The organism is Olegusella sp. (assembly GCF_057238325.1).
In genome coordinates, this window is the sequence record NZ_DBHHGF010000012.1 from 1 (window position 1) to 24,347 (window position 24,347).

Below are 24,347 nucleotides of genomic sequence, written 5' to 3' on the forward strand. Positions count from 1 at the left end.
TATACTTTATTATTTTTTTGACTGAACTCACGCATAATCATATTCTTAAGTAAAACTAAAAACAAATATAAAGCTTATAATTTGCGTCTTAATATTCTTAATCTTTTTCTTTATATGATGATTAAAGTGCTTTAACTTTTTATATATCTTAAATGGGGACATATTTATTGCATATTTGCTATAAATTATTCTTTTATGTACGATGCGGCGAGAGTTTTCTACCATACTTCGAGTGTACAAATACCTAACTGCTTATATAAAAAAGGCATCAGACCAAAAAGCCTGATGCCTAAAGCCATACATGTACAAGCAGAGCTTAGAGGTCAAGCTTCATAAGGCGAGACATTGCAACGATGTAAATCTCCAAAGCCTTCTTGAACTGCTCCTCAGAGAAACCTTCATCGGCAGAGTGCTCAGCGCCAATCCAGTCGGGCATCGGGAAGGCGGGGTCATTGGGACCAAAGGCGCAGGCACACTTGAAGTGACGCGCATAGGTACCTCCACCGATAACATAAGCCTTGGAATCGCGACCAGTGTACTCGTTGTACGTGTCCACGCAGGTCTGAATTGCGGGATTATCGGGCTTGATATAGAAGGTTGGCATATCAAGATCCACAGTGAGATTAGCGTCGTAATCAGCAAGAACCTTCTCAATGGCAGCGCTAATTTCATCTGAGCTAATAGAGGTCGGATAACGAGAGTCGATGGTCTGTTCAAACATACCGTCCTTGGTGCGGATGGTACCACCAATGCAAGTCAGAGGACCAAACATCTCATCACGGGAAGCAAAGCCCATAGAAGAGCCATCAGTAGTGCAAAGTACCTTATGATCAAGCTCAAGGAAGCGACGCTCTGCCTCGCTACCAATACCATTCTCCAAGAGATAATCAACAAGAACGAGAATTGCGTTTACAGAACCCTCGGGTGTGGAGGCATGAGCACCGATACCAGTAGCTACGATACGAACTGTACCGTCACCCAAGTCCTCAACCTCAATACGGTCGGCAGCGGTAAGCTTGGAAGCATCGGCGCGTACGATTGCAATCGCCTGACCAGGAACAGCGTTGCCAGCAGTGCCACCCTCAAAGCTTACAATCTGGTCGGCAATTGCCTTGTTGGGACGAATGGTGGCAGAATAACCACCCTTTTCGCCACAAATTACAGGGAAGTCTGCATCGGGAGTAAAGAGGAACGCGGGCTGCTCGAAGTTCTCGATATACCACTCCACGTCACGCATATCGGTCTCTTCATTGTTGCCGATGATGCAACGGATGGTATAAGGCAGAGGCTCTCCAGTCTTGTCAGCCTGCTCTTTGAAGAACTTGGCTGCATACATACCCATAACCAGAGGACCCTTGTCATCAAGAACACCGCGACCAATCATATAGCCATCCTTACGGGTGACTTCAAAGGGCGGGAAGGTCCAACCAGTGCCTTCGGGCACGATATCGGTATGACCAATAAGAGCGAGCTGCTTTTTGGAAGCGCCAGGAATATCTGCATAAGCAATATGGCCGTCACAATTGTGAGTATCAAAACCCATACGTTCTGCAATATCGCATGCAGCGCACAAAGCCTCGTAGGGCTTGGGGCCATACGGCATGCCCTCGGTAGCATGCTCCATATCCTCAACGGAACGAATACTGACAAGGGTAGCAACATCAGCAACAATGTTCTCCCACTCGCGCTCAATATAAGCGCGCGCGTCCTGCTTGACCTGTTCGTCTGCCATGACAGTCCTTTCTGCCGAAGCTAATTTGATTGCATAACCATTGCTAGTTTAGCGTTTAATATCACCAGATAGAAACAAAGCGGCAAAGCGCTTAGTGGCTCGGTAGACGGCTAAAGTTTGCTGGTAGAGTCTTTGGGCATACACAATTTATGCAGAGAGTCATGCACAAAAGACACATGAGGCTAACTTGCATGAAATAGTAGTATGTGTCTGCACTTGAACTGCAGCATAAGCCATAGACTCCTTTAGAATGCCAAAGACAACAACATATCCCGCGCAGGACGGTAAATAGATGGCAGTAGATAAACGACTTTGGCCAGCAGAATTTGCAGGTGCAATTTTTGATTTTGATGGAACAATTGCTGAAACGCACTCCATCTGGCATGAGGTTGATCAGATATTTTTAGGTTCACGCGGTATTGAGGTTGATCTTGAGTACCAGAGAATGCTCTCAATGATGGGTTTCCAGGCGGGCGCACGCTATACCATCGAGCGTTTTGGTCTGCGCGAAACTGTCGATGAAATTTGTGATGAATGGAACCGGTTGGGTAAGGCACTCTATCACAGTCGTGTGCATTTGCGGCCAGGCGCCCAAGCCTATATCGAAGCCCTAAGAAAGCAGGGCATCCCCTGTGCATTGGCAACAGTAAACGATGCTGAGGTATTAGAATCATGTCGCCATATTGATGTGCGCAGCCTTTTTGACCAGCGAGTTTACGGGAAGGAAGTGGCACATCCCAAGGATCATCCCGACATTTACCTCGAAGCGGCTCGCCGGCTTGGTGTTGCCCCCGCTAACTGTATTGTGTTCGAAGATCTTGCTGCAGGCATTCGTTCTGCTCATAGTATTGGGATGTTGACCTGCGCTGTTGCCAGTAATGACCCCATGCAAGACGAGCAGGTCGTAACACAACTCGCAGATATTTTTTTGCCCGACTGGCAGGATATTAATCTGGCATAAAATGTCGCCCCAAGCCTCGCTTGAAGCGACAGATAAAGCGAATCTGCTTCCATAAAATGCAGCTGCTTTCATAAAATACAATTGCTTCCACAGAACACAATAGCTTCCACAGATGGTTCATTCCTCGAGTTCGGAGAAAAATTTATCTGCGGTTTGGTGGTTGTTGAACTCGAAGTTTGAACCATCTGTGACATAAGCAAACTTTTAGAGTTCGAGCTCCATCAGACGAGCAATGCTCACGATGTAAATTTTGAGCGCGCGCTTAAGGCTGGCCTCAGGAATTGCCTCATCGGGACCATGCTCAGGGCCTGCCCATTCGGGTACAGGATCGGCTGGATCCCAAGGACCAAAGGCAGCTCCACGGGCAAAGTGGCGCGCATAGGTACCACCGCCAATGGTAAAGGCCTTGCCTTCACGTCCGCTATACTCTTCATAGGTATCCAACAAGCAACGAATTTCGGGCAGCTCAGGGTCAACATAAAAAGGCGTAACATTGCGACCCTCAGCGTAACTGCAGCCATATTTAGCTCCAAAGGTGCTAAGCGTTTCGGTAATGCTTTCGCCCGTTGTGCTAGTTGGGAAGCGTGAATCAACCGTTTGTACAAAGCAGCCATTCTCCGTGCGCACTGTGCCGCCAATGAGCGTCAGTGGCCCGAACTTATCATCTTCACTGGCAACGCCCACCGAAGAGCCATCGGTCGTCGCAAGCAGTATGTGCTCCATCTCGAGGAAGACACGCTCCTCATCAGAGCATAGGTTTTGCTCTAACAAGTAATCAACAAGCAAAGCAATTGCATTGATGGTACCGGCAGGCATAGAAGCATGACCGCCCTTGCCATGAGCAGTAATGAGTGCCTGACTATCCCCCGCCGCCTCAATATCGATGTTATCGGCTTCAGGCAACTCACTTGCTACACACCTGACTACAGCAGTCGCGCGACCAGGAATTGCATTACCAACCGTACCACCATCAAGCTCAACGATGATGCCACCTGCGATCTTGCCCGAGCAAAAAGTTCCTGAATACAGGCCCTTCTCACCACAAATCAGCGGAAATTCTGCATCAGGCGAAAACGCAAATTCGGGCATGGGGTAGCGCTCAAGATACCAGTCAAGGTCTTTCATACTGGTCTCTTCATTGTTGCCCACGATGCAACGCAGAGTATACGGGAGCTTCTTGCCTGTACGTTGAACCTCACGCGCAAAATAGTGAGCAGCATAAAGCGATAACACGCAGGGACCCTTGTCGTCCAAAACACCACGACCAACTAGGCAACCCTCCTTACGAGAAACATCAAAAGGAGGAAAGGTCCAACCCAAGCCCTCGGGCACAACATCAGTATGGGCAATAGTGGCGATTTGCTTGTCCGATTCACCAATAAGGTCTGCGTAGCCCAAATAACCTTCGCACTCGTGTGCGTCCAAGCCCAAGCGATCGGCAATTCCGAGGCCTACTACCAGTGCCTCATGGGAAGCAGGACCCCAAGGTATGCCAGGCTTTGCAGCAGCGCGATCCTCGACAGAACGGATACGCACGAGCCTGCGGATATCAGCAACAACGTCTTCCCAAACTTCATCTACAAAAGCATCAACGTTCTGCTTGAATTGTTCATCAATCATCTAGGCCTCCCGACCTCCATACTCACATTTTTGCGCGGAGCAAAACGAAGCAAAAGGAGTCGACAACCCAGACCTATCGCAGCGGATACTCGCGCGTCAATCTAGTTTAGTTTAAACACCTATTTGGCTTAGATGCTTGCCATCTCAGAGGAGACGGAAGAATACCAGAAAGAGTAATTGGGCGGACAATACTTCTTTGCTGCGCTTAGTGAGATGGTATAGCCATAGCCACTCGCGAGGCCGGCAACATGAGCATTGATAGCTTCTTCCCAGCTACCCCAGCTGGAACTACCCCAGCCCCAGGCATTATGTGGCTTAAAGCAAGCAGCACCTTTGCTGGATTCGATGCATGAAATTGCCGGCGACCAGCGAGGGTCAACACCATAGCGCAGGGCAGCTGCGGCGAAGGTTCTACCCTGACCGGCAAGCGGCGAACCTGCAAGGTAGGCATCAATGCGTGCGGCCCAGGAGTCAACAGAGTCAGACGAAGAAGAACCGCTGCTTTCTTTGTTGCCATCCCCAGTTTCGACCGCAGACTTGTTGTGCTCAACTTTTGCAGGAGCTGACTCTTCTTTTTTGGTGTTGGAGCTAACCTTAGCTTCGTTGCCACTAGCGGTCTTAAAGGTTTTATTTTCGGACTCAGCCTTTTTTGCCTCGGCAAGAGCTGCCTCGCGGGCTGCCGCCTCTTCCTTTGCCTGCTCGGCCGCGCGAGCCTCTGCCTCAGCACGAGCTTCCTCGGCTGCATTCAAGGCATCTGCTGCTTTTTGACGGGCTTTCTCGGCCTCTGCTTTTTCAGCTTTGAGACTTGTCTGAGCCACTTCAAGCTCATTTTGCATCTCTACCAAAGAACTAATTTCATCGGTATTTTTGTCCGAAATGATATTGAGATATTGAAGAGTCGACAACAGACTCGAAAAATCATCAGAAGAAAGTACTAAATCAATCAAGCCGCCGCGGGACTGCTGGAACTTGTAAAGAACGCGCATAGAGCTTGCAGACTTTTCACGCTGCTCAGGGAGTTTGGCGGTGATCGTGTCAATGCGACCTTGGACCTCGCTCATGCGCTCCTTGACGTCTTCAACTTTCTTGACCGCGGCGTCATAGTCATCGTTTGCCTTCTCGATACGCTTGGCAATAGAGGCGATGTCATCTTTGCCAGCAGCGTGTGCGACACTGGGAAGAACAGCCGGCATTGAGAATGCAAACAAAGTACCCGCAAGTGCAAGTGCGAGAATCTTGTTTGCTTGTCGACCAGTTGCTGCCTGCCTTTGCTGCACGCTAAAGTCCCTTCTTCTGCGCACCTTTTGGCCGCATAAGCGGAGGTACGTCTTGTCTCTCAAGTAGTGCTTTGCCGCCCAAGACCAAGACGACGACGTGTCTTGCAAATAAAAAACCCTTCTTTTGGTGGGCCGCAACAGCTGTTAAGCAAGCTACAGATCCCACGTAACTTTCGAGATTTTACCCGAGAGAAGCCCATACGCCAAACGCCAACCAATAACTGCAGGAATTTGGCACAAGTCAGCTTTGGGGGTTAGGGGAAGCCACGTCCTGTCATGTCCTGCTTCCCCACAACGGGTTCAAAAGCGTCTCCTCAACTTGCAGACGGTTCAAAACCGTCTTTTCAACTTGCAGACGGTTCAAAACCGTACCCCCAACCCCAGATAAAAATTTTCGCAAGGGCGCTTATTGAACCCGATGCAAAAGGGTGCTTTTTGAACCCGTTGTAGTCACTTTTCCGCAGGCGGTTCAAAACCGTACCAAACCGCCGAAGAATGCCCAGGTAAAAATTGGCGCGAGGGCGCATATTGAACCCGATGCGGATAAAAGGGTGCTTTTTGAACCGCCTGCAGGCGAAAGGGCACATTGTGAACCGTCTGAGAAAGACATACGAAACCGCCTATGAAAGGCCCGAAATCGCCTCTGCAAACATCTCCTACACAAAAAAAGAGGGACCCTTTCGGACCCCTCTCAAGCTTTTGCTTCAGCTGCTAAACGCAGCGGGAAACTATGCCTTGGTGACGTTGGAAGCCTGGAGCTTACCATTCTGACCAGTGGTGATATCAAACTCGACAGCCTGACCCTCATCGAGAGTCTTGAAACCGTCCATCTTGATCTCGCTGTAATGGACGAACAGGTCGTCGCCATCCTCGCGAGAGATGAAGCCGTAGCCCTTGTCGGGGTTGAACCACTTAACAGTACCCTGTGCCATGACGTGCCTTTCCTTCGTGCGCCTTTACGGCGCTATAAACGCTGCGCTTTTCGCGCGATACCATGTCGAGCAGATGTCCTGCGCGACACAAGGGTTATAGTACCTCAAAACAAGTATTTTTATGCCAACAATCCGCTGACGGCACATATAGACTGCTAAATGCACACTATAACGTTCGCAGCTTTGGACAAAAGGAGGCAACATGTCCTGCACGACTTTGCTTGTAGGAAAAGCAGCGAGCTACGACGGCTCGACGCTCGTCGGACGCAATGAGGATTCTTGCAACGGCGAGTGGAATCCCAAAAAATTTGTCATTTTCAACCCCGAAGACCAACCTCGTCATTACCGCTCGGTCATCAGCCATGTGGAAGTAGAACTACCCGACAATCCCCTGCGTTACAGCTCAACCCCCGAAGCCATCGAGGGCGGTGGCATTTGGGCTGCCGCTGGTATTAACGATGCTAATGTCGCAATGAACGCTACAGAGACGATCACCACCAACGAGCTTGTACTTGCGGCTGACCCACTAGTGGAGCTCATCCCTGCCGTAGGCACCGAAGGTGAGGTTGATTACATTCCCGAGCTTGCAGGCGGTCTTGGTGAAGAAGATTTTGTTACCTGTGTGCTGCCTTATATCCGCAGTGCTCGAGAAGGTGTTGTCCGCCTTGGTGCTCTGCTTAGCGAATATGGCACCTACGAAATGAACGGCATTGCATTTTCAGACGCTAACGAGATTTGGTGGCTCGAAACTATCGGTGGTCACCATTGGATTGCTGTCCGTGTTCCCGACGATTGTGTCGTTACAATGCCCAATCAATTGGGTATCGACTTTTTTGATATGGAAGACGCCTTTGGAGAGGGTACAAATTTCCTTTGCAGTGAAGATTTACGCGAGTTTGTATCGGCAAATCACCTAGATCTTTCGCTGGATGGCCAGTTCAATCCCCGTTACGCTTTTGGGTCGCACTCCGATGCCGACCACGCATACAACACGCCACGTGCTTGGGATATGCAACACATACTTACACCTCACGGAGCATTGTGGGTAGGACCTGATGTTGAGTTTACCCCCGAAAGCGATGACATTCCTTGGGCAGTAAACCCTGAGCGCAAACTCACCGTCGCCGACGTTAAAGATCTGCTTTCCCGCCACTATCAGGGCACACCATATGACCCGTACGGACGTGGAGGCGATCCAGCGCAGCGCCGTATGTACCGCCCCGTTGGCATCAACCGCACCAGTGAGTTATCTATTTTGCAGCTCCGCACTGACGGTCCTGAGGCCAGTCGTGCAATTCATTGGCTCGCATTTGGCTCTAATGTCTTCAACGCTATCGTTCCTCAGTTTGTGGGAGTCAGCAGAACACCTGAGTACTTCTCCAACACTAGCTCCACGGTCAGTACTGAGTCTTTTTACTGGGCAAATCGTTTGATTGCCGCTATGGCCGATGCACACTTCTACGACTGCGCACCGCTTATTGAGCGCTATCAGCAAGCAGTGCCGGCCCGTGCTCTTGCGCTGATTTACGAGGTTGAAGACGAAGCTGACGAGCAGATCCGCGAGCAGACCAACGATGCAATTGCCAATGTCGTTCGCGAGGAAACCAACAAGTTGCTCGCAACTGTGTTGGATACTGCCAGCCTACACATGACCAACGGCTTCTCGCGTAACGACGGTTAACACCCTCATATTTGTGACATAAGGGCATACTTACCCGTGTTTATATGCGCTTATATAGGTTCGCTTCTACAGAGTTCGCTTCTACAAAGTCTGCTTCTACAGATGGTTCATCCTTCGGACTTGCGAAAAAAATGACCTGCGCATTTGTGGTCGTTAACACCGAAGGTTGAACCATCTGTGGAGGTTGGGCAGAAGGTTGAACCATCTGTGGAGGTTGATCAGAAGCTTGAACCATCTGTGGAGGTTGATCAGAAGCTTGAACCATTTGCGGAGGTCGAGCAGCAGCTCGTACTATTTGCACGCCTGGGACAATGACCATACTGTTTGGGAAGCAGCGCACACGTGAATGGCAGCATTAACCTTAGCTCAAGACTATGTTGCCAGCCCAGCCCCAGCGCGGCGTCACTGTCTGACCATAGAACGAAATCCACTCATCAACGCTCTCGGTACGAATGTAGCCAATGTTGTCCATCATCATACCGCCGCCGATATAGATACCAATATGACCATAAATACGACCCGCACGCGTATGGGGATGCGACGAGACGGCTACAATCATGCCTACTTTGAGGTTGGATTTACTAGAGCTGGTGCAATAGGCGTTATACATGTCACATGCATCGCCACCAATGTAGCCATAACCCGCGCGCTGGAACACCAGAGACACCCACATAGCACAGTAACCTGCACCAGGCGAACCAACGCTGTGGCAAGCATTCACAATAGCGGCCTGTGAGCCCGTAGAGGCTGAAGACTGACCGCCACCCTTAGAAATATGCGATCCCGCATTACTGCTACCAGGATTGCTGTTCGCAGCCGCTTTTCTTGCTGCTTCCTTCTCAGCCTGACGCGCCGCATTGTAGTCCATAATTTCGGCGTCGCGCTTCTTCATCAAGTCAGCAACTTCACCAGACAAACCATCGAGAGTTTTTTGCACCTCGTTTTGCTTTGCGCGCATATCCTCAAGCTGTTGCTTTTGAGTCTGGCTGAGTGCATCAAGGTCGGATTTCTGCTGCTCCAAGGACTTTTGCTGCTCTTGCAGCTTGGTTTTATCTTCCTCAAGTCCAGCCTTTTTGCGATCTAGTGTCTCTTTTGCCTCCTTGACATCCTCAATCATCGCCGCATCAGACTCACTGATTTTGTCGAGATAGTAAACGTTGGAAATAAGATCCTCAAAGGAAGCAGAGCTCATAAGTACTGACAAAAAGTCACGTCCACCAGACTTGTACGCACCCGCAACGCGAGCCGCGAGCACCTCTTTTTTGGAGTCAAGCTCAGCTTGGCGCTTAACAATGTCTTTTTGCGTATCGTCAATACGTTTTTGGGTATCGCTCACTTTTGTCTTGGTGTCATCAATTTGACGTGAAGTCTCTTCAATCTGGCTGAGCGTCGTAGACTGCTGCTGTGCCAACTCCTCAAACTCATCGCCGAGCATATCGAGCTGAGAATTCACTTGGTCATATTTTGCCTGCGCGTCATCCAGAGCATCCTGAGCTTCGTTGACCTTGGTCTTGTCCACAGCAAACGCTGCCGTGGGAAGCAGAGCCGTACCAATACCAGCACCTAGCAGCATACGCAGAGCATCACGACGAGTGAAGGTAGACTCACCCGACATATCAGCAGCATCATCTGCAGGGGTATTCATGCGGTCTGGGTTAAAAGAATAAGCGCCATTGCGCTTGTGCTTACGCGTTTCCAAGCCTACCTCCGTTTGTGCTGTATTTGCTTGGCATATGTAGTCCCTCATGATAGCACTACAGCAGTCGATGGGTAGCGTGCACCCAAAAACAGTCAATGGCAGCAGTTTATCCATTCGAGCAGCTTTTGATTCATTACAGGATGAGTTTTTAGCGAAAAACAATTCCGTACAAGCGATAAAACTAGCTAAAAAAGCTCATCGTCCAAATCAAAAATTCGTCTCCTAGCAGGGCAATCACAAAGCACGATGCCGCAATGGCAGGGCCGAAGGGAAAGTCAGCTGTAGGCTTTGGGCTTATGGAGCATAAAAAGACAGCGACAGGCTTGTTTTTTCGCATTCCCCACACAAATGAGAAGCCAATACCCAAAATACACGCAATCAAAACAAGTAGGATACAGCGCTGCCAACCAAAATAAAACCCTGCCAATGCAAAAAGCTTGAGGTCTCCCCCACCCATACTGGGACGCCTTAACAGCAAGTCCATCAACAACACAAGGACAAGCAGCGGAGCGGCAACTATAACTGCGTCGAGACAAGCAGTACCTAGCACACCAAAATCTACCCTACCTGCCAGCCCCTCGCCCAACAGATACAATAGCCGCGCGACCAGCGCGACAAGCAAACACTCATTGGGAATGTAGTACGCCACAAGATCTGTCAGCGTCAGTACAAGCAAGGAACTCACAAAGACAAGCAGTTCGAGGGCTTCACTCGTAAAGCCATAGCGCCACAAAAGCAGCAGATATAGCAAACTACATGCTGCTCTCAATGTCACCATAGCAAACGTAGCGCCACCCAGGGCGTCTATCTTTTCTACTGCCTCCGCTGCACCGCTTTGATACGCACGCGTCAATAAGCTGCGTGCACAAAAAAGGAGCGGGCGCACCATAACAAAGCCCAGCACCAGTGCAAGCACAACCATCTGCACCCAAGCTAACGGCTCAGTCATAGAGCTTCCGCTCCTTCTTATATCGTACAAATTACTTTTGTAGCTCTTCTTCCTTAACCTTCGGTAAAACTTCCAGACCAAGCTCAGAAAGCTGGCGCTCACTCACCATGCTTGGAGCAGCACTCATGAGGTCAGACCCTGAAGTTGTCTTGGGGAAGGCCATAACCTCACGAATAGAATCGGCACCCGCAAGTAGCATGCACACACGATCGAGACCCAAAGCAAAACCGCCCATAGGAGGCGCACCAAAGGTCAAAGCTTCCATGAGGAAGCCAAACTGCTCGCGTGCACGCTCTTCGGTAAAGCCTAGCATCTTGAGAATACGCATTTGCAGCTCGGCATCATGAATACGCATGCCGCCACCGCCAGCTTCAAAACCATCCATTACAAAGTCAAAGGTATGTGAGCCAACAGACAAAGGGTCGCTATCTAGGCGTTCAATATCCTCTTCAAGGGGTTGAGTAAAGGGTTGATGCTCAGCAGCACAGACCTGACGATCCTCATCCCAATGAAAGAGCGGAAAATCGACAACCCAGAGGAAATCGTGACCCTCACGGGGGAGCTCCAATGCAGCTGCCATATGAGTACGGATGCCGCCCAAAATCTCATCGGCTTCTAGACGCTTGGTGGCTGCAAACAAAATCAAGTCACCAGCTACAACGTCCATCTCGGCCTTAAGCGCCATGATTTCCTCGTCCGAGAAAAATTTTGCAACTGGACTATTTACCGTGCCGTCAGGACGGAAGGCAACCCAAGCAAGACCTTTTGCACCAAAGCTCCGTGCAATGGGCTCGAGCTTGTCAATTTTGGAGCGTGCCCAAGAGCCTGCACCCTTGGCATTGATGCACTTAACGTACTCCCCTTCGGTATTTGCAGCAGATGAAAAGACTTTGAACTTACAGTTTGTAAAGATGCTTGTTACATCATGAATTTCCATGCCAAAACGAGTGTCAGGTTTGTCGGAGCCATACGTGTCCATAGCATCCCAATAAGAAATGCGGCGCATAGGCAGGGGCAAATCAACGCCCACCGCAGCGAGCGCATCATGCATCACTTCTTCAGCCAAGCCCATCACATCGTCCTGCTCGACAAAACTCATTTCGACGTCGATCTGGGTGAATTCGGGCTGACGGTCAGCACGCAAATCTTCGTCACGGAAGCACTTTGCCACTTGGTAGTAGCGCTCAATGCCACCCACCATAAGCAGCTGCTTAAGCAGCTGCGGCGATTGAGGTAGCGCATAAAAGTGACCCGGCTGAGTACGACTGGGTACAAGAAAATCTCGAGCTCCCTCAGGCGTCGATTTGAAGAGCGCAGGTGTCTCAACCTCAACAAAATCATGCTTATGGAAAGCCTCACGAACCGCAAAGGCAAAGTCTGAACGCAAGCGCAGGTTTTTTGTCATTACAGGACGACGAATATCAAGGTAGCGGTAACGCAGACGAATGTCTTCAGCAGTATCGCCATCATCTTCAATGGGGAAAGGGGGCGTCTGTGAAGAATTCAGCACCAGCATCTCATCAACAAGAATCTCGATATCGCCAGTAGCGAGATTGGGATTTGCCATGGTACCGCGACTACGCACAACACCACGCACCAAAACAGGCCACTCCAGACGAACCTTCTCAGCCACATGAAAAGGCACACCATCGGCGTGATCAGGATCAAAAGATATTTGCGTCAAACCCTCACGGTCACGCAAATCAATAAAAACCATGCCACCATGGTCTCGGCGGTGCCACACCCAGCCCGTAAGGGTAACCTGCTCGCCGATGTTCTCGCGACGTAACTCTCCACAGCTGTGAGTATGCATGCTAAATTTGCTCATCAAAATCCTCTCGTCTCTCGCGCCCCGTGCCGTACGGGCGCAGATCAGCAGACGGCCCTACAGTGTAGACTGCACTGCAAAACACGGACTCTCATGGTAGCAGCGTAGACACAGTAGAAGCGCGGCAAGTTTGTATTCCAACCCTACTCACAAAAATATATCCAGCAGACACTACTCATAACGGAGAGCATCGATGGGGCTCAAGCGAGCTGCTTTCATCGAAGGCATGATGCCAAAGACCACACCCACAACCATGGAAAATACCACCGCAACCAAGACTGCTGGTGCACTAATAACCACAGGCAGTCCCGCGAGTGCCGAAATCACATGCGACAAAATAAAGCCCACAATCACGCCAAACAAGCCACCAATGCCTGACAGCATGACCGCTTCAGTCAAAAATTGTATCAGGATGGTACGGCGACGCGCACCCAAGGCCTTCTTCAGTCCAATCTCGCGTGTACGCTCAGTAACCGAAACCAACATGATGTTCATAACACCAATACCACCAACAATGAGCGAAATCGAAGCGACACCAATAAGCATGGCATTAGTGGAACTCGCCAACTGCTGCAGCTTTCGAGTCTGCTCGGTTACATCTACCGCTTGATAGCTAAGTCCGCCACCGCTACCGTTTTTCTCGTCTTTTTCCTTGGGGGTAGCTTGGGTATTGGCGCCAACTTTTTTGTTAAGCAGATCCGCAGCCTTCTTGCCCACCCTACCCATATCATCGGTCGATGCAGCACGTACTAAGGCAGACATGGGCACGTCGTACTTGGAAATAGTTGGCCACAGTGTATTGGGAATATAAATTACACCGCCACCCGTGTTGGCATACATGTAGTAATCAGATATGGTTTCGATGGTTGGCTCAAAATTCGATGTTGGGGCAACTACACCAGCAACTACAAAAGGCTCACCCGCAATATCAATTGTTTTACCCAACGGATTGACCCCATTAAAAGCTGCGCGCAACACTGATTTGTCAATCAAGCAAATACGCTGACCACTCATATCGTGAGCGGCAATACCGCGCCCTGCAATAATAGATAAGCCCGCCGTCTCGAGATAATCTTCGTCAATGCCCGCAATTGCAGTCGAGTCCAGCGAGGTATTGAGGAAATACACGTCGGGAGCATAGTTCAACTTGCGATAAAAAGACGCACGGGTGGCACCATCAATACCAGTAAGCTCCTGCTTGACATCCTCGTCGAGCATAGGAGTGCCCACAGGAAGATTATCAATACCATATTCCAGCGAATTGCCATCCAGAGTCGCTATAATCGCAACGGCATTCGTACCAGAACCTACGAGGTTGCGCTTGATCTGCTCGTTGGTGCCTTCAATAGTGGAGACAATCGAGATAATCGCCGCGATACCGATAATAATGCCAAGCATAGTAAGCAAACTACGAAGCTTGTGCGACCAAATGCCTCGAAGGGAAATGCGCAGATTTTCAATCATGGCTCCCCCTAAAAGTCCATGCTGGGGCTATCGACTTTTTTGGTCGGCGCGCCCTCAACTACATCTCGACCATAGGGGAATGCAATTTTGTCATCTTGAGTCAAACCATCCTTGACCTCAATGATGCTGCCCCAGTATATCTGTCCAATCTTTATGCTGCGACGTTCGAGCCTACCCTGCGGATTTGCAGCCATTACGTAGTAACCATCCTTATCATTTCGGATGTACATTTTGTCTAGGCTGATAATATCGCCCTCGTCTTCGTCCGTAGACTTCCTCACATCGCAGCCCTCGCCCACCTCAAAACTCATAGAGGGGTCATCGAGTTCGGTGACTTCACAAGTTATCGGATAAAACGTATTGGATGGATTGCCCGAAGCATACTGTCCGCTTGGCGCAGGTACCGTACCAACTTTTTTGACATGAGCTATACCCGAAGCACCAGACTGATACGTATTGATGCGATAGGTATCACCTATCTGGATAGAGTTACGTGAAAGTTCATCAACATAAATCGTCACGCTATATGCTGCTTTACCCTGTACCGAAAGCAAGGTATCCCCTTTACGGATCTTTTTTGGGTTAGCAACCTTAGTCACCGTACCTGCAATTTTTGCCTGTACTTCACCCTTATCATTGATAAGTTCATCCTGTTGAACGGCGATACGTGCATCACGCACATTCAAACTTGCAGTTTCGACAGCCTTCTTTTGCTCGCGAATCATATTGTCGATTTCCTCGCGCGTATAAGACTGTTCCTCGGGCGCCTTACCACCGTCGTTATCGTCATCTTCCAGTGGTACTTCCTCAAAGCGCTCATAAACAAGGGGAGGCATAGAAACAAAAACGCCGCAGTTACGCACAACTTTGGGGTTTTTTTCTAGAGTCTTGCCATCCTTGCTAATAATGCCTGCGCCCGCACGCCAGTCAGCATATGCATCATTTTTTTGAGTGCCAGGCGTAGACTCATTGTTAGTATTTTCAGAAGCAGAACCCTCATCTGCACCTGCACTGTTATCTTCAGTACCCGTGCCAGTGCCCGTACCCGTGCCAGTGCCTGTGCCTGTACCTGTACCAGTGCCAGTGCCTGTACCAGTGCCCTCTTCAGTTTGGCTCGAACTATCAGCAGTCTCTGCAGGCAGCAAAGAACCTACCAAAACCCAGCTACCACAACGGACGGGTTTCTTGTCATCACCAATAGTAAAGAGACGCAACTCACAGGTTTTGTTTTGTTCTTTAAGCATCTTGAGAAAATCAGAGGTAATCACTGTGTCTGGCTTTACAAAGTAAAGTAAATCGTACAGGCTCGCACCACCTGTAGCCTCGACGTAGTACTCTACGTTTTTCCCTTCGGTAGCAGACTTACTCTTGGGAGTTAGCTTATCTACAAAAGGAAGCTCACCATGATCTATCCTTTTAACCCTTGGCTCCTCGCCGCCGCCACCGCCGCCACCCCCACCATCTTCGGGAGCAGGCGTCAAATTGGATACGCGTGCGAGCTCACGCTTTGCTCGACGAAGTTCGCTTTCGACAGCGCCTAGGCGTGCTTTGTGCGATAGCTTGGTGAGTTTAACCTGCGTCATATCAAAGGTTGCCAGCACATCGCCAACCTTAACTTTGCTCCCCTCCTTGACCTTGATGGATTCAAGAGGAGCCTCCAAAAGCTTGAGCGTCTGAACGTCACCCTGAGCGACTTGACCAGAGAGCGTACCGCCGTCATCAACCATGCCATTGTTGATATTTGAGACAGGAAACACCTCAACGGGCTTGCGAGTAAAGTTACGAATAAGCAGGATGACGCCTACTATCAGCGCACAGATGAGTACCACAACGCCCGTGATGGTGAAAGCACGCTTTTGTTTTGTCATTGGTTGCAGTTTTCCGCTCATAGCGCACCATCCGCAAGTTGACCATCGACTATATGACAAATCCTCTGGGCATGATTGGCAATAGTAGGATCATGAGTAATCATCACAACAGCCATACCCGAGGCATTAAGTTCGGCAAAAAGTTCCATAACTTGCTTTCCCGAAACTGAATCCAGAGCTCCTGTTGGCTCATCAGCAAGCAACAGACGAGGATGCATCACAATGGCACGTGCAATAGCAACGCGCTGACACTGACCACCAGAAAGCTTGGTTGGTAAAAACTCTGCACGATCGGCAAGACCTACGCGTTCAAGCGCCTTGTAGGCTCGTTCGCGACGCTCCGCGCGGCCAATACCTGCATATATCATGGGTAGTGCAACATTTTCTACAGCAGTTTCGCGTGGCATCAAATTGAAATTTTGAAAGACAAAACCAATGGTACGATTGCGAAACTGCGCCTGCGCATCATCGCTGAGATTGGAAACGTCTGTGCCATCAAGCAAATACGTGCCCTTTGTTACCACGTCGAGACAGCCGATGATATTCATTAATGTAGACTTACCCGAGCCAGAAGGGCCCATAATAGCAACGTATTCACCATCATCTACTGTCAGATTGATATTGTGCAAGACGGGCACTTCCATCTCACCAATACCATATGTCTTAAAGACGTCACGAAGGTCAAGCAGATGCTTCCCCGATAACGTCAATGGCTCTGATGAAGTCTGCTTAATGCGCAAAGAATTGGTGTCTTCAAGGTCATCTGCCTGATTGTTGGCGTTAATAACCGGCAAATTTACGGGCAAAACCGCCTTTGTTGTTGGCGTCAAGTCACCCGTCTCAAGAGGCTTTAAAGCAGAACCGGGGGCTATGGTCGGCAAAGCTGAAAGCTTATGCGACTTATGGCTCTGATCGCCCGTTGCTAAAATGCGCGTTGAGAGATGTGCTGCACTCATTTGTCATCACCATCTGCCGCAGAACCAGCATAAGGCGTTACAGAAGGCTCTTCACTACCATTGCCGTTTTGCCCAGGGTTGTTTTGTCCGCCTCCTTGCTCAGAGCTACCACCAGAGCCCTGCCCATCACCCGGCTCAGGAATAACCATCTCGGTTGTTGTAGGAGCACCTTCTTTGCAATTATCAGCTGGCCACGCAATAAAATCGCTGTTGCTCAAGCCTTCACGTACCTGTACGGCTGCAAGCTCATCGTTCTTCTCACCAATCTTGATTTCTCGGCGAGTGAGTTTGCCTCCTTCGTGATCTGTGACCCACACAAAGGACTTGTCGCCTTCAGTCACAATCCAGCCCATATCAATCCAGATACCTTTGAGGTTGCCTGCCTGGCCCTGGTCGGGCTCAACCGTCACATGCTGACCAAGCATCAAGCCCTTTGAAACACTGAGGTTAACGTAAAAGCTGTACTTGGAAGCTTCGCCTCCATTACCGCCCTCCATGCCTTCATTTTTATTACTCGTTTGAGGCTTGGAATCAATGCTGCCAACCTTGCCCTTCCAAGTCTGGGTAGTGTCCACACGAGAACGCACGATAACTTCCATACCATTGGAAATAGAACCGATGCCCTGCTCATTTGCAACGGTTTTTACACGAAAATCACCATCAGCAAGAATGGTGATAAAAGCGCTGTCACCATTAGCTGATCCGCTGCCACCGTTGTCATCATTGCCCTCGTCTGCAGTAGGAGTTGCATCACCGTTATTCTGACCCGATCCAGAAATAACGTTCATATCGATTTTCTCAATGGTGCCGGAAATTTCAGCTTTGACCGAAGGATCTTTGATGCTTGCCCGAAGACGCTCAAGCTCGGCTGTTTTAGTTTTCTTGTCGTACTGAGCTTGAGCAATATCAGCCTGAAGCTGTCCAATTTGTGCAAGTGCATCAAGACGCTCATCACCCGAGGAATTATTTGCCTGCTTTTGGAGCTGACTAATTTGCTCACTACTATTTGCAATGGTCTGATCTAGACGGTCTATTTCAATCTGAGTTTTTTCAGCTGTGAGCTTGAGGGAAGTTGTGTCATAGCTAAAAAGCACCTGACCTGCTTTGACATGATCGCCTACTTTGACAGAAACCTTGTCAAGAGTGCGCTCGTTGTCAAAACTTACCTTTTGTGATCCCGCTGATTCAACAACACCCGGATAGCGTCCTACTTGGGCATCGGCGGCAGCAATGTTGACATTTGCAACTGACTGCACATAGACTGCATCTCCTGGCGCGCTCGCACATGAACGTATAACAAAAAATATCACCACCAACGCAAACACGGCCGCTACCGCGATGATGGCAGCAAAGCGTTTACGTGGCAGGTTTTTAAAACCACCCAAACCATGGTTAGTAGTCTTTCCCAAATCCATGATGTGCCTCATTCTCCATACCCACATCTTCCCTGTTAGATGCTAAAGAGTCATTGAAGTGCTGGCAAGGCATGTAGTCGGCGAAAGTGTCACAGTTTGTAATAAAAGGTCTGATATTAAGAAAAATTAATGTTAGCTTATGGTTCCTGCAAGCAATTTCTTCAGCAGACGGAACACATTCCAGCTTGTACAGCCATGATTGTGTTATTGCACATGTTGTATATGTATGCACCATATGCAACATGCAGCAATCATCAACGTGCGCTGCTTGGTTCAGTGATATTCCATTCCAAATATGCTTTGCTTGCCTTCATCTGGGTTCACGATTCATCAGATTGAAAGAAATTAGGTTCCTAATTCATCACTGCCCAACGCCCTGTTGTCTTTTCGCTCAAAAATGAAAACGAACCTTTTCTAGACGGAATGGGGAACGATGAACCTTTTGCAGATGGGATGATAAACGGTGAACCATTTTGCTAGGGGATAAGGAAAGTGGGTCTTTTGGTTATGCATCTACGTGAGAATGCAAACGCCACACTTGGTTTCATGCTGACAAACACCACTTGGTTTCACATCATGTGCCAAACGCCACGTTCTACTTCACTTTTTTTGCCAAAAGCCACGTTCTATTTCACGCACAAAAAATTTACCTGCGCAAACGTAAAGGCTGATGAAGAGATATGTGGCTTTTGACATTTTTTCTGAAACAGAACGTGGCGTTTGTGGCTTTTGGCAAGCAGAGCCGCTCTGCTTGAAAGAATCTGTGGCGTTTGGCAAGCAGAGCCATGCTGGATGAAACGCTTTGTGGCGTTTGGCAGGCAGGCGCTGCCGAAATAGGGAAATGGCTCATTTTGAGCAACTTTGAGCACGGGGCTTTATTGTCTGCCTGACGATATGTTCATCGTAGGGCCGGGCTCGAGCAATCCGGAATGCAGGAAGGAAGCCCCGTTGCGCTTAGCCGTGGGTTAGCATCTGATCTGTTCCTGCAAACCGGCTGCCAGAGCCACAAAGAGAAGGGGCTTCCCGATGAGCGAGTATACCACTCAAGTCGGAATGGACGTGCACGCAAGGAGCGTCACAGCAAGGCGTTGAGGGCAGACACTGGAGAATATTGGTCCAAGCGGTTTTCCGGCGAGGGAATGGAAGCGGACCTCGCCGCTTGGGTGAAAACGCTGCCCGGTCCCGTCAGGTGCGTTTACGAATCAGGCTGCACTGGCTTCGAGCTGTGCAGGTTCCTGCGAGAGGCGGGTGTGGCCTGCGATATCATCGCCGTCACGACGCTGCCGAGGTCTTCTAGGGACCGGCGGCACAAGAACGACAAGGCTGATGCCGGCGTGATCTTAAGTGAAATATGGAACCCCGCAAGCAAGGTGTCCTACGTCTGGGTGCCCGACCGCGACGTAGAGGGGGCGCGAGACCTGGTTCGCGCAGCCGATGCTGCTAGTCGTGCCGTGAGGGCCAAGAAGCAAAAGATTCAGGCCCTACTGCTCAAGCATGGCTTCGTTTGGAACGAGAAGACACCGTCCGGGAGACCGAAGGGGGTCTGGACGGTCGCTTACAGGAAATGGGTCCGATCCGCTGACCTGGGGGACCCGCTGTCGCAGCGGACGCTGGGCATGATGCTTAAGGACCTCGATGCCCTCGAGTCCAGGGACCGCGAGTTCCGCAAGGCCGTCGCCGAAGAGACGGAGAAGCCGAGGTGGAAACCCTACGTCGATGCGTTGTGCATGCTGAAGGGCGTTGCGATCCCCACCGCCTTTCTGGCGGTCTCCGAGTTTGGTGACTTCTCACGGTTCCGCAGCGGGCGGAAGGTCTCACAGTGGATAGGTTGCACGCCCGCTGAGAACACGACCGGCGACAGCAGACGTCAGGGTGCCATCACCAAGGAGGGCAGCTCCCATCTCAGGCGCTCCCTCGTCGAGGGAAACGCGTCCATATCTAGGCGAACATCCCCTCCGAAAAAACAGCGCGCCGGCCACGAGGTGTCTGCGGAAGTGACGAGGCTCGCCCGCGAGGCGGATGTGCGTCTGCGTGCGCGTTACAGGCACCTCGTCGAGAACGGAAAGCACCCCAACACTGCGCGCGTCGCAATCGTCGGCGAGCAGATTCGGTGGATCTGGCGAATCGGCCTGCAGGTTCGCAAGGAGCTCGCGGCGGCGTGAGCCGAAAACCATATCCATCCCCTCCGCCCGCCGCAGGCCACGATGCACGGGGCGAATCGCGAAAACCCCATGCGCAGCCGGGCTGTGGTCCGGCCATGCGCGATACCTGACTGAAAGCCGAAAGGCACCGTCTGCGACACCGCCCACGCCGAAGAGAATCGTACTGCGGGCCCCGCAACCTTAAGGGTAGCCGCGAATCTGTGAATGGATCGCATCGAGCATCCGAGTCATCGGGACAACGCCCCGAACCTAAGGACACGCTCGCGGCCCCGGCGGCAGAGGTGAGGAAAGCCAGCCCCCGGACTAGCTATCTGGGGGCCGGCAAGATATTGCCCATTGACAGGACGATGAACATATGTGGGGTTATGAGGGCAAACCAGACACACATTTTTGCCTATATTCCAGATAGGCAAAAAGCCTCGCCGCACAAAGCAACGAGGCTTGGATACCACCATACAACGCTATGCAAGCAAGACAAGCGGCGCTGCGTAGCAGCGCCAGATGTCAGCACAACGCTACTTACATTGCGGCCTTGACCATAGCGGCAAAGCTATCAGCCTTAAGAGATGCGCCGCCAACGAGCGCGCCATCAACGTCTTGCTTCTCCAAGAAACCAGCTACGTTATCGGGCTTTGCCGAACCACCATAGAGAATGCGGATACTATCAGCAATTTCCTTGCCAAAAATCTCGGTCAAGGTCTCACGGATTGCACCGCAAACTTCCTGAGCATCATCAGCGGTAGCAGTCTTGCCAGTGCCGATGGCCCAGATAGGCTCGTAAGCAATGACATACTTGGAGGGATCGGTAATCTCGAGACCCTCAGTGTCCTTTTTGATCTGGTCAACGACGAAGGCAACGTGGGTGCCAGCCTCGCGAATCTCAAGAGACTCACCACAACAGCTGATGGGCACAATATTGTGAGCCATCAGAGCATTAGCTTTGCGATTGATATCCTCATCGGTCTCACCAAAGTAGCCGCGACGCTCAGAGTGACCAATGACGCAGTAGGTAGCGCCAACGGATTCCAGCATGTTGGGAGCGGTCTCGCCCGTATAGGCGCCTTTCTCCTCCCAATAGACATTCTGTCCGCCGAGGGCAAAGGGAGCAGACTCGTGCTCAATGACCTCAGAAACACCCTTGAGGTCAACAGCAGGAGTGCAAACGACAACGTCCACGTTGCCCGTGCCACCCTCAAGCTCACGAGCAAGACCTTGTGCGAGGACAACGCCCTCGGTGTAGGTCATATTCATTTTCCAGTTGCCAGCAATCATCCTTTTACGCATCGAGAAGCGCCTCCACTCCAGGAAGAGCCTTGCCTTCAACGAGCTCCATCGAGGCGCCACCGCCCGTGGAAATCCAGCTCATCTTGTCAGCAAGGTTGAACTTGTTGATAGCGGCAACAGAGTCGCCACCACCGATGATAGATGTGCACTCAGAATCTGCAATGGCGCGAGCAACAGCCTCGGTACCCTTTGCAAACTGATCCATCTCAAAGACACCCATGGGGCCATTCCAAAAGACGGTCTTTGCGGCCTTAACAGCATCGCAGTACAGCTCGATAGTCTCGGGGCCAATATCCATACCCATGCGATCTTCGGGAATAGCATCAGAAGCAACAATTTCGCCCGTTGCATCTTCACCAAAATGGTCGGCAACGACATTATCGATAGGAAGCAAAATCTTGCAGCCCTTGGCCTCGGCCTTCTCAAGCATCTTGGCTGCAGGCTCAACCCAATCGAGTTCCTTCAAAGAAGTGCCAACTGTCTTATAACCCTTGGCAAGGAAGAAGGTATAAGCCATACCACCACCGATGATGAGCGTATCAGCAGAGTCAATCAGGTGGTCAAGAACGCCAATCTTGGAGGAAACTTTAGATCCACCAACGATAGCAACAAAGGGACGCTCGGGATCGGCAAAGATGGAGGTCAGAGTATCGACCTCTTTTTCAAGCAGGAAGCCGGCAACGGCAGGCAGATAAGCAGCCGGACCAACAACGGAACCCTGTGCACGGTGGGCTGTACCAAAAGCATCGAGAACAAAGATGTCAGCGTAAGAGGCAAGCTTCTTTGCAACCTCGGGGTCGTTTTTCTTCTCAGCCTTGAGGAAGCGAACATTTTCAAGAACGATGATGTCACCAGGTTTGACAGCTGCGCATGCTGCTGCAGCTTCATCGCCATAGGTATCAGCAACAAACTTGACATCAAAGCCCGTGAGCTCAGCAAGCTTGTCAGCTGCAGGCTTGAGCGAAAGCTCAGGCTCAGGACCGTCTCCCTTGGGGCGACCAAGGTGACTCATCAAAATAATACCAGCGCCCTGCTCCTTGAGATACTGAATGGTAGGAATAGCAGCGCGAACACGGGTGTCGTCAGTGACAACACCATCCTTTAGAGGCACGTTGAAGTCAACGCGCATCAGAACCTTCTTGCCCTTAACATCAATATCACGGACGGTCTTCTTGGTAAATGCCATAGATGCTCCTTTTTGTACTGGTGCGACTAAAGCCATGCAAGGGCTTGGACGCACGTCCAATATTTCCTCTTAAAAAAAGGGCGCGGAGCGGCCCGAAAGCTGCACCGCGCCCATTGCTACCAAGGGGAGCGCGTCGACTAGGCGACGAACTTCTCGAAGTACTTGATGGTGCGGACCATCTGGGAGGTATAGGAGTTCTCGTTGTCGTACCAAGAGGTAACCTGAACGAGGCTCTGGCCATTGCCAAGGTCCTGAACCATGGTCTGAGTAGCATCAAAAATGGAACCATGGGTCTCGCCAACGATATCGCGAGAAACGATGTCATCGGTGTTGTAAGCGAAGGTCTCGGGGATGGTCTCGGCATAAGCCTTCATAGCAGCGTTGACCTCGTCGACGGTGACGGTCTTGTCAACGACAGCGTAGAGGTTGGTGAGGGAGCCAGTGGGCGTCGGGACGCGCTGAGCTGCACCGATGAGCTTGCCGTTGAGCTCGGGGAGAACCAAGCCGATGGCCTTTGCGGCGCCCGTGGAGTTGGGGACGATGTTCTCGGAGCAAGCGCGGCTACGACGGAAGTTGCCCTTGCGCTGAGGACCATCAAGAGGCATCTGGTCGCCGGTGAAAGCGTGGATGGTGGTCATGATGCCCGAGACGATAGGTGCAAAGTCGTTGAGACCCTTTGCCATAGGTGCGAGGCAGTTGGTGGTGCAAGAAGCTGCGGAGATGATGTTGTCATCAGCGGTCAGCTGCTCGTGGTTGACATTAAAGACGATGGTGGGAAGGTCATTGCCTGCAGGAGCAGAAATGACGACTTTCTTGGCACCAGCATTGATATGGGCCTGTGCCTTAGCCTTAGAGGTGTAGAAACCAGTGCACTCAAGGACAACGTCAACACCAAGCTCGCCCCAAGGAAGGTTGTTAGCGTCAGCCTCCTTGTAAATGGTGATCTTCTTGCCGTCGACGACGATAGCGTCCTCAGTGGCCTCGACCTTGTGGTCGCGGCTGTAGTTGCCCTGCGTAGAGTCATACTTCAGCAGATACGCGAGCATGTCGGGAGAAGTGAGGTCGTTGATGGCAACGATCTCGGAGCCCTCGTGACCAAACATCTGACGGAAAGCCAGGCGGCCGATACGTCCAAAGCCGTTGATAGCAACCTTAACTGCCATGCTGTCTCCTTTCGCAAGGCCTCTTCAGAGCCTGTCCCTGAAACAAGACCTAGTCGAGTACTTTCTAAATTCTACCCAAAAAATGGAGTCTGAACCCATCGAAATAGCGAGTTCTTAGAAAAATTCAGTGGCTAGTATAAAAAACGGGCTTGTACGGTTACTAAATGTGG

General features: G+C 50.7%; 17 protein-coding genes. 3 read left to right on the forward strand and 14 right to left on the reverse strand.

All coding sequences use genetic code 11. From position 1 onward, the window contains the following. Window positions 1-316 precede the first annotated feature (316 nt). Entirely contained in the window at window positions 317-1,732 is a 1,416-nt protein-coding gene (locus tag ACO5JD_RS08100; protein ID WP_484989010.1) for a Sapep family Mn(2+)-dependent dipeptidase, read from the reverse strand. A gap of 292 nt (window positions 1,733-2,024) precedes the next feature. Between ACO5JD_RS08100 and ACO5JD_RS08105 the strand changes: the two genes are divergently transcribed. Beyond that, the gene (locus tag ACO5JD_RS08105; protein WP_484989012.1) at window positions 2,025-2,693 is read left to right on the forward strand and encodes an HAD family hydrolase; all 669 of its coding nucleotides are present in this window, start codon (window positions 2,025-2,027) and stop codon (window positions 2,691-2,693) included. A gap of 204 nt (window positions 2,694-2,897) precedes the next feature. On the opposite strand, the gene ACO5JD_RS08110 is transcribed toward ACO5JD_RS08105, so the two are convergent. The 3 genes from ACO5JD_RS08110 to ACO5JD_RS08120 form a co-directional block, all read right to left on the reverse strand. Then, window positions 2,898-4,313 (reverse strand): Sapep family Mn(2+)-dependent dipeptidase, encoded by a 1,416-nt coding sequence (locus ACO5JD_RS08110; protein ID WP_484989014.1) that lies wholly within the window; start codon window positions 4,311-4,313, stop codon window positions 2,898-2,900. 128 nt (window positions 4,314-4,441) lie between these two features. Continuing rightward, the gene (locus ACO5JD_RS08115) at window positions 4,442-5,590 is read right to left on the reverse strand and encodes a coiled-coil domain-containing protein (RefSeq protein WP_484989016.1); all 1,149 of its coding nucleotides are present in this window, start codon (window positions 5,588-5,590) and stop codon (window positions 4,442-4,444) included. Between the two features lie 728 nt (window positions 5,591-6,318). Beyond that, window positions 6,319-6,522 (reverse strand): cold-shock protein, encoded by a 204-nt coding sequence (locus ACO5JD_RS08120; RefSeq protein WP_021625714.1) that lies wholly within the window; start codon window positions 6,520-6,522, stop codon window positions 6,319-6,321. 202 nt (window positions 6,523-6,724) lie between these two features. Here ACO5JD_RS08120 and ACO5JD_RS08125 point away from each other — a divergent pair, with 202 nt between their 5' ends. Continuing rightward, complete coding sequence (locus ACO5JD_RS08125) at window positions 6,725-8,203, forward strand: C69 family dipeptidase (protein WP_484989018.1); 1,479 nt, start codon at window positions 6,725-6,727, stop codon at window positions 8,201-8,203. A gap of 361 nt (window positions 8,204-8,564) precedes the next feature. Here the strand turns inward: ACO5JD_RS08125 and ACO5JD_RS08130 are convergent, their stop codons facing one another. The 7 genes from ACO5JD_RS08130 to ACO5JD_RS08160 form a co-directional block, all read right to left on the reverse strand. Further along, on the reverse strand, window positions 8,565-9,902 hold the full coding sequence (locus tag ACO5JD_RS08130) for a coiled-coil domain-containing protein (RefSeq protein WP_156894151.1): 1,338 nt from the start codon (window positions 9,900-9,902) through the stop codon (window positions 8,565-8,567). A 181-nt stretch (window positions 9,903-10,083) separates the two neighbouring features. Next, window positions 10,084-10,851 (reverse strand): prepilin peptidase, encoded by a 768-nt coding sequence (locus ACO5JD_RS08135; RefSeq protein WP_484989020.1) that lies wholly within the window; start codon window positions 10,849-10,851, stop codon window positions 10,084-10,086. Window positions 10,852-10,882: 31 nt separating this feature from the next. After that, complete coding sequence (gene aspS, locus ACO5JD_RS08140) at window positions 10,883-12,679, reverse strand: aspartate--tRNA ligase (RefSeq protein WP_484989022.1); 1,797 nt, start codon at window positions 12,677-12,679, stop codon at window positions 10,883-10,885. Between the two features lie 171 nt (window positions 12,680-12,850). Beyond that, window positions 12,851-14,143: an ABC transporter permease gene (locus ACO5JD_RS08145; protein WP_484989024.1), complete on the reverse strand. Its 1,293-nt coding sequence runs from the start codon at window positions 14,141-14,143 to the stop codon at window positions 12,851-12,853. Window positions 14,144-14,151: 8 nt separating this feature from the next. Then, window positions 14,152-16,011, reverse strand: a complete 1,860-nt coding sequence (locus ACO5JD_RS08150; RefSeq protein ID WP_484989026.1) for an efflux RND transporter periplasmic adaptor subunit — start codon at window positions 16,009-16,011, stop codon at window positions 14,152-14,154. 17 nt (window positions 16,012-16,028) lie between these two features. Further along, window positions 16,029-16,967 carry an ABC transporter ATP-binding protein gene (locus tag ACO5JD_RS08155; RefSeq protein ID WP_021625723.1) on the reverse strand — a complete coding sequence of 313 codons (939 nt, stop codon included), beginning with the start codon at window positions 16,965-16,967 and terminating at the stop codon, window positions 16,029-16,031. Continuing rightward, window positions 16,964-18,382 carry an efflux RND transporter periplasmic adaptor subunit gene (locus tag ACO5JD_RS08160; protein ID WP_484989028.1) on the reverse strand — a complete coding sequence of 473 codons (1,419 nt, stop codon included), beginning with the start codon at window positions 18,380-18,382 and terminating at the stop codon, window positions 16,964-16,966. Before ACO5JD_RS08160 ends, ACO5JD_RS08155 begins: the two co-directional genes overlap by 4 nt. Before the next feature lie 929 nt (window positions 18,383-19,311). Here ACO5JD_RS08160 and ACO5JD_RS08165 point away from each other — a divergent pair. Then, the gene (locus tag ACO5JD_RS08165; RefSeq protein WP_484989030.1) at window positions 19,312-20,544 is read left to right on the forward strand and encodes an IS110 family RNA-guided transposase; all 1,233 of its coding nucleotides are present in this window, start codon (window positions 19,312-19,314) and stop codon (window positions 20,542-20,544) included. Window positions 20,545-21,063: 519 nt separating this feature from the next. Here the strand turns inward: ACO5JD_RS08165 and tpiA are convergent. The 3 genes from tpiA to gap all read right to left on the reverse strand — a co-directional run bounded on the left by tpiA (window position 21,064) and on the right by gap (window position 24,177). After that, window positions 21,064-21,828 (reverse strand): triose-phosphate isomerase, encoded by a 765-nt coding sequence (gene tpiA, locus ACO5JD_RS08170; RefSeq protein ID WP_484989032.1) that lies wholly within the window; start codon window positions 21,826-21,828, stop codon window positions 21,064-21,066. Next, window positions 21,821-23,014: a phosphoglycerate kinase gene (locus ACO5JD_RS08175; protein ID WP_484989034.1), complete on the reverse strand. Its 1,194-nt coding sequence runs from the start codon at window positions 23,012-23,014 to the stop codon at window positions 21,821-21,823. Before ACO5JD_RS08175 ends, tpiA begins: the two co-directional genes overlap by 8 nt. 137 nt (window positions 23,015-23,151) lie before the next feature. Next, on the reverse strand, window positions 23,152-24,177 hold the full coding sequence (gene gap / locus ACO5JD_RS08180; RefSeq protein WP_021625730.1) for a type I glyceraldehyde-3-phosphate dehydrogenase: 1,026 nt from the start codon (window positions 24,175-24,177) through the stop codon (window positions 23,152-23,154). Window positions 24,178-24,347: the final 170 nt, after the last annotated feature.

Coding starts and splice junctions, on each gene's coding strand:
- ACO5JD_RS08100 (WP_484989010.1), bottom strand. CDS start 1,732: ATGGCAGACGAACAGGTCAAGCAGGACGCGCGCGCTTATATTGAGCGC.
- ACO5JD_RS08105 (WP_484989012.1), top strand. CDS start 2,025: ATGGCAGTAGATAAACGACTTTGGCCAGCAGAATTTGCAGGTGCAATT.
- ACO5JD_RS08110 (WP_484989014.1), bottom strand. CDS start 4,313: ATGATTGATGAACAATTCAAGCAGAACGTTGATGCTTTTGTAGATGAA.
- ACO5JD_RS08120 (WP_021625714.1), bottom strand. CDS start 6,522: ATGGCACAGGGTACTGTTAAGTGGTTCAACCCCGACAAGGGCTACGGC.
- ACO5JD_RS08125 (WP_484989018.1), top strand. CDS start 6,725: ATGTCCTGCACGACTTTGCTTGTAGGAAAAGCAGCGAGCTACGACGGC.
- ACO5JD_RS08135 (WP_484989020.1), bottom strand. CDS start 10,851: ATGACTGAGCCGTTAGCTTGGGTGCAGATGGTTGTGCTTGCACTGGTG.
- aspS (WP_484989022.1), bottom strand. CDS start 12,679: ATGAGCAAATTTAGCATGCATACTCACAGCTGTGGAGAGTTACGTCGC.
- ACO5JD_RS08145 (WP_484989024.1), bottom strand. CDS start 14,143: ATGATTGAAAATCTGCGCATTTCCCTTCGAGGCATTTGGTCGCACAAG.
- ACO5JD_RS08150 (WP_484989026.1), bottom strand. CDS start 16,011: ATGACAAAACAAAAGCGTGCTTTCACCATCACGGGCGTTGTGGTACTC.
- ACO5JD_RS08155 (WP_021625723.1), bottom strand. CDS start 16,967: ATGAGTGCAGCACATCTCTCAACGCGCATTTTAGCAACGGGCGATCAG.
- ACO5JD_RS08160 (WP_484989028.1), bottom strand. CDS start 18,382: ATGGATTTGGGAAAGACTACTAACCATGGTTTGGGTGGTTTTAAAAAC.
- ACO5JD_RS08165 (WP_484989030.1), top strand. CDS start 19,312: ATGCAGGAAGGAAGCCCCGTTGCGCTTAGCCGTGGGTTAGCATCTGAT.
- tpiA (WP_484989032.1), bottom strand. CDS start 21,828: ATGCGTAAAAGGATGATTGCTGGCAACTGGAAAATGAATATGACCTAC.
- ACO5JD_RS08175 (WP_484989034.1), bottom strand. CDS start 23,014: ATGGCATTTACCAAGAAGACCGTCCGTGATATTGATGTTAAGGGCAAG.
- gap (WP_021625730.1), bottom strand. CDS start 24,177: ATGGCAGTTAAGGTTGCTATCAACGGCTTTGGACGTATCGGCCGCCTG.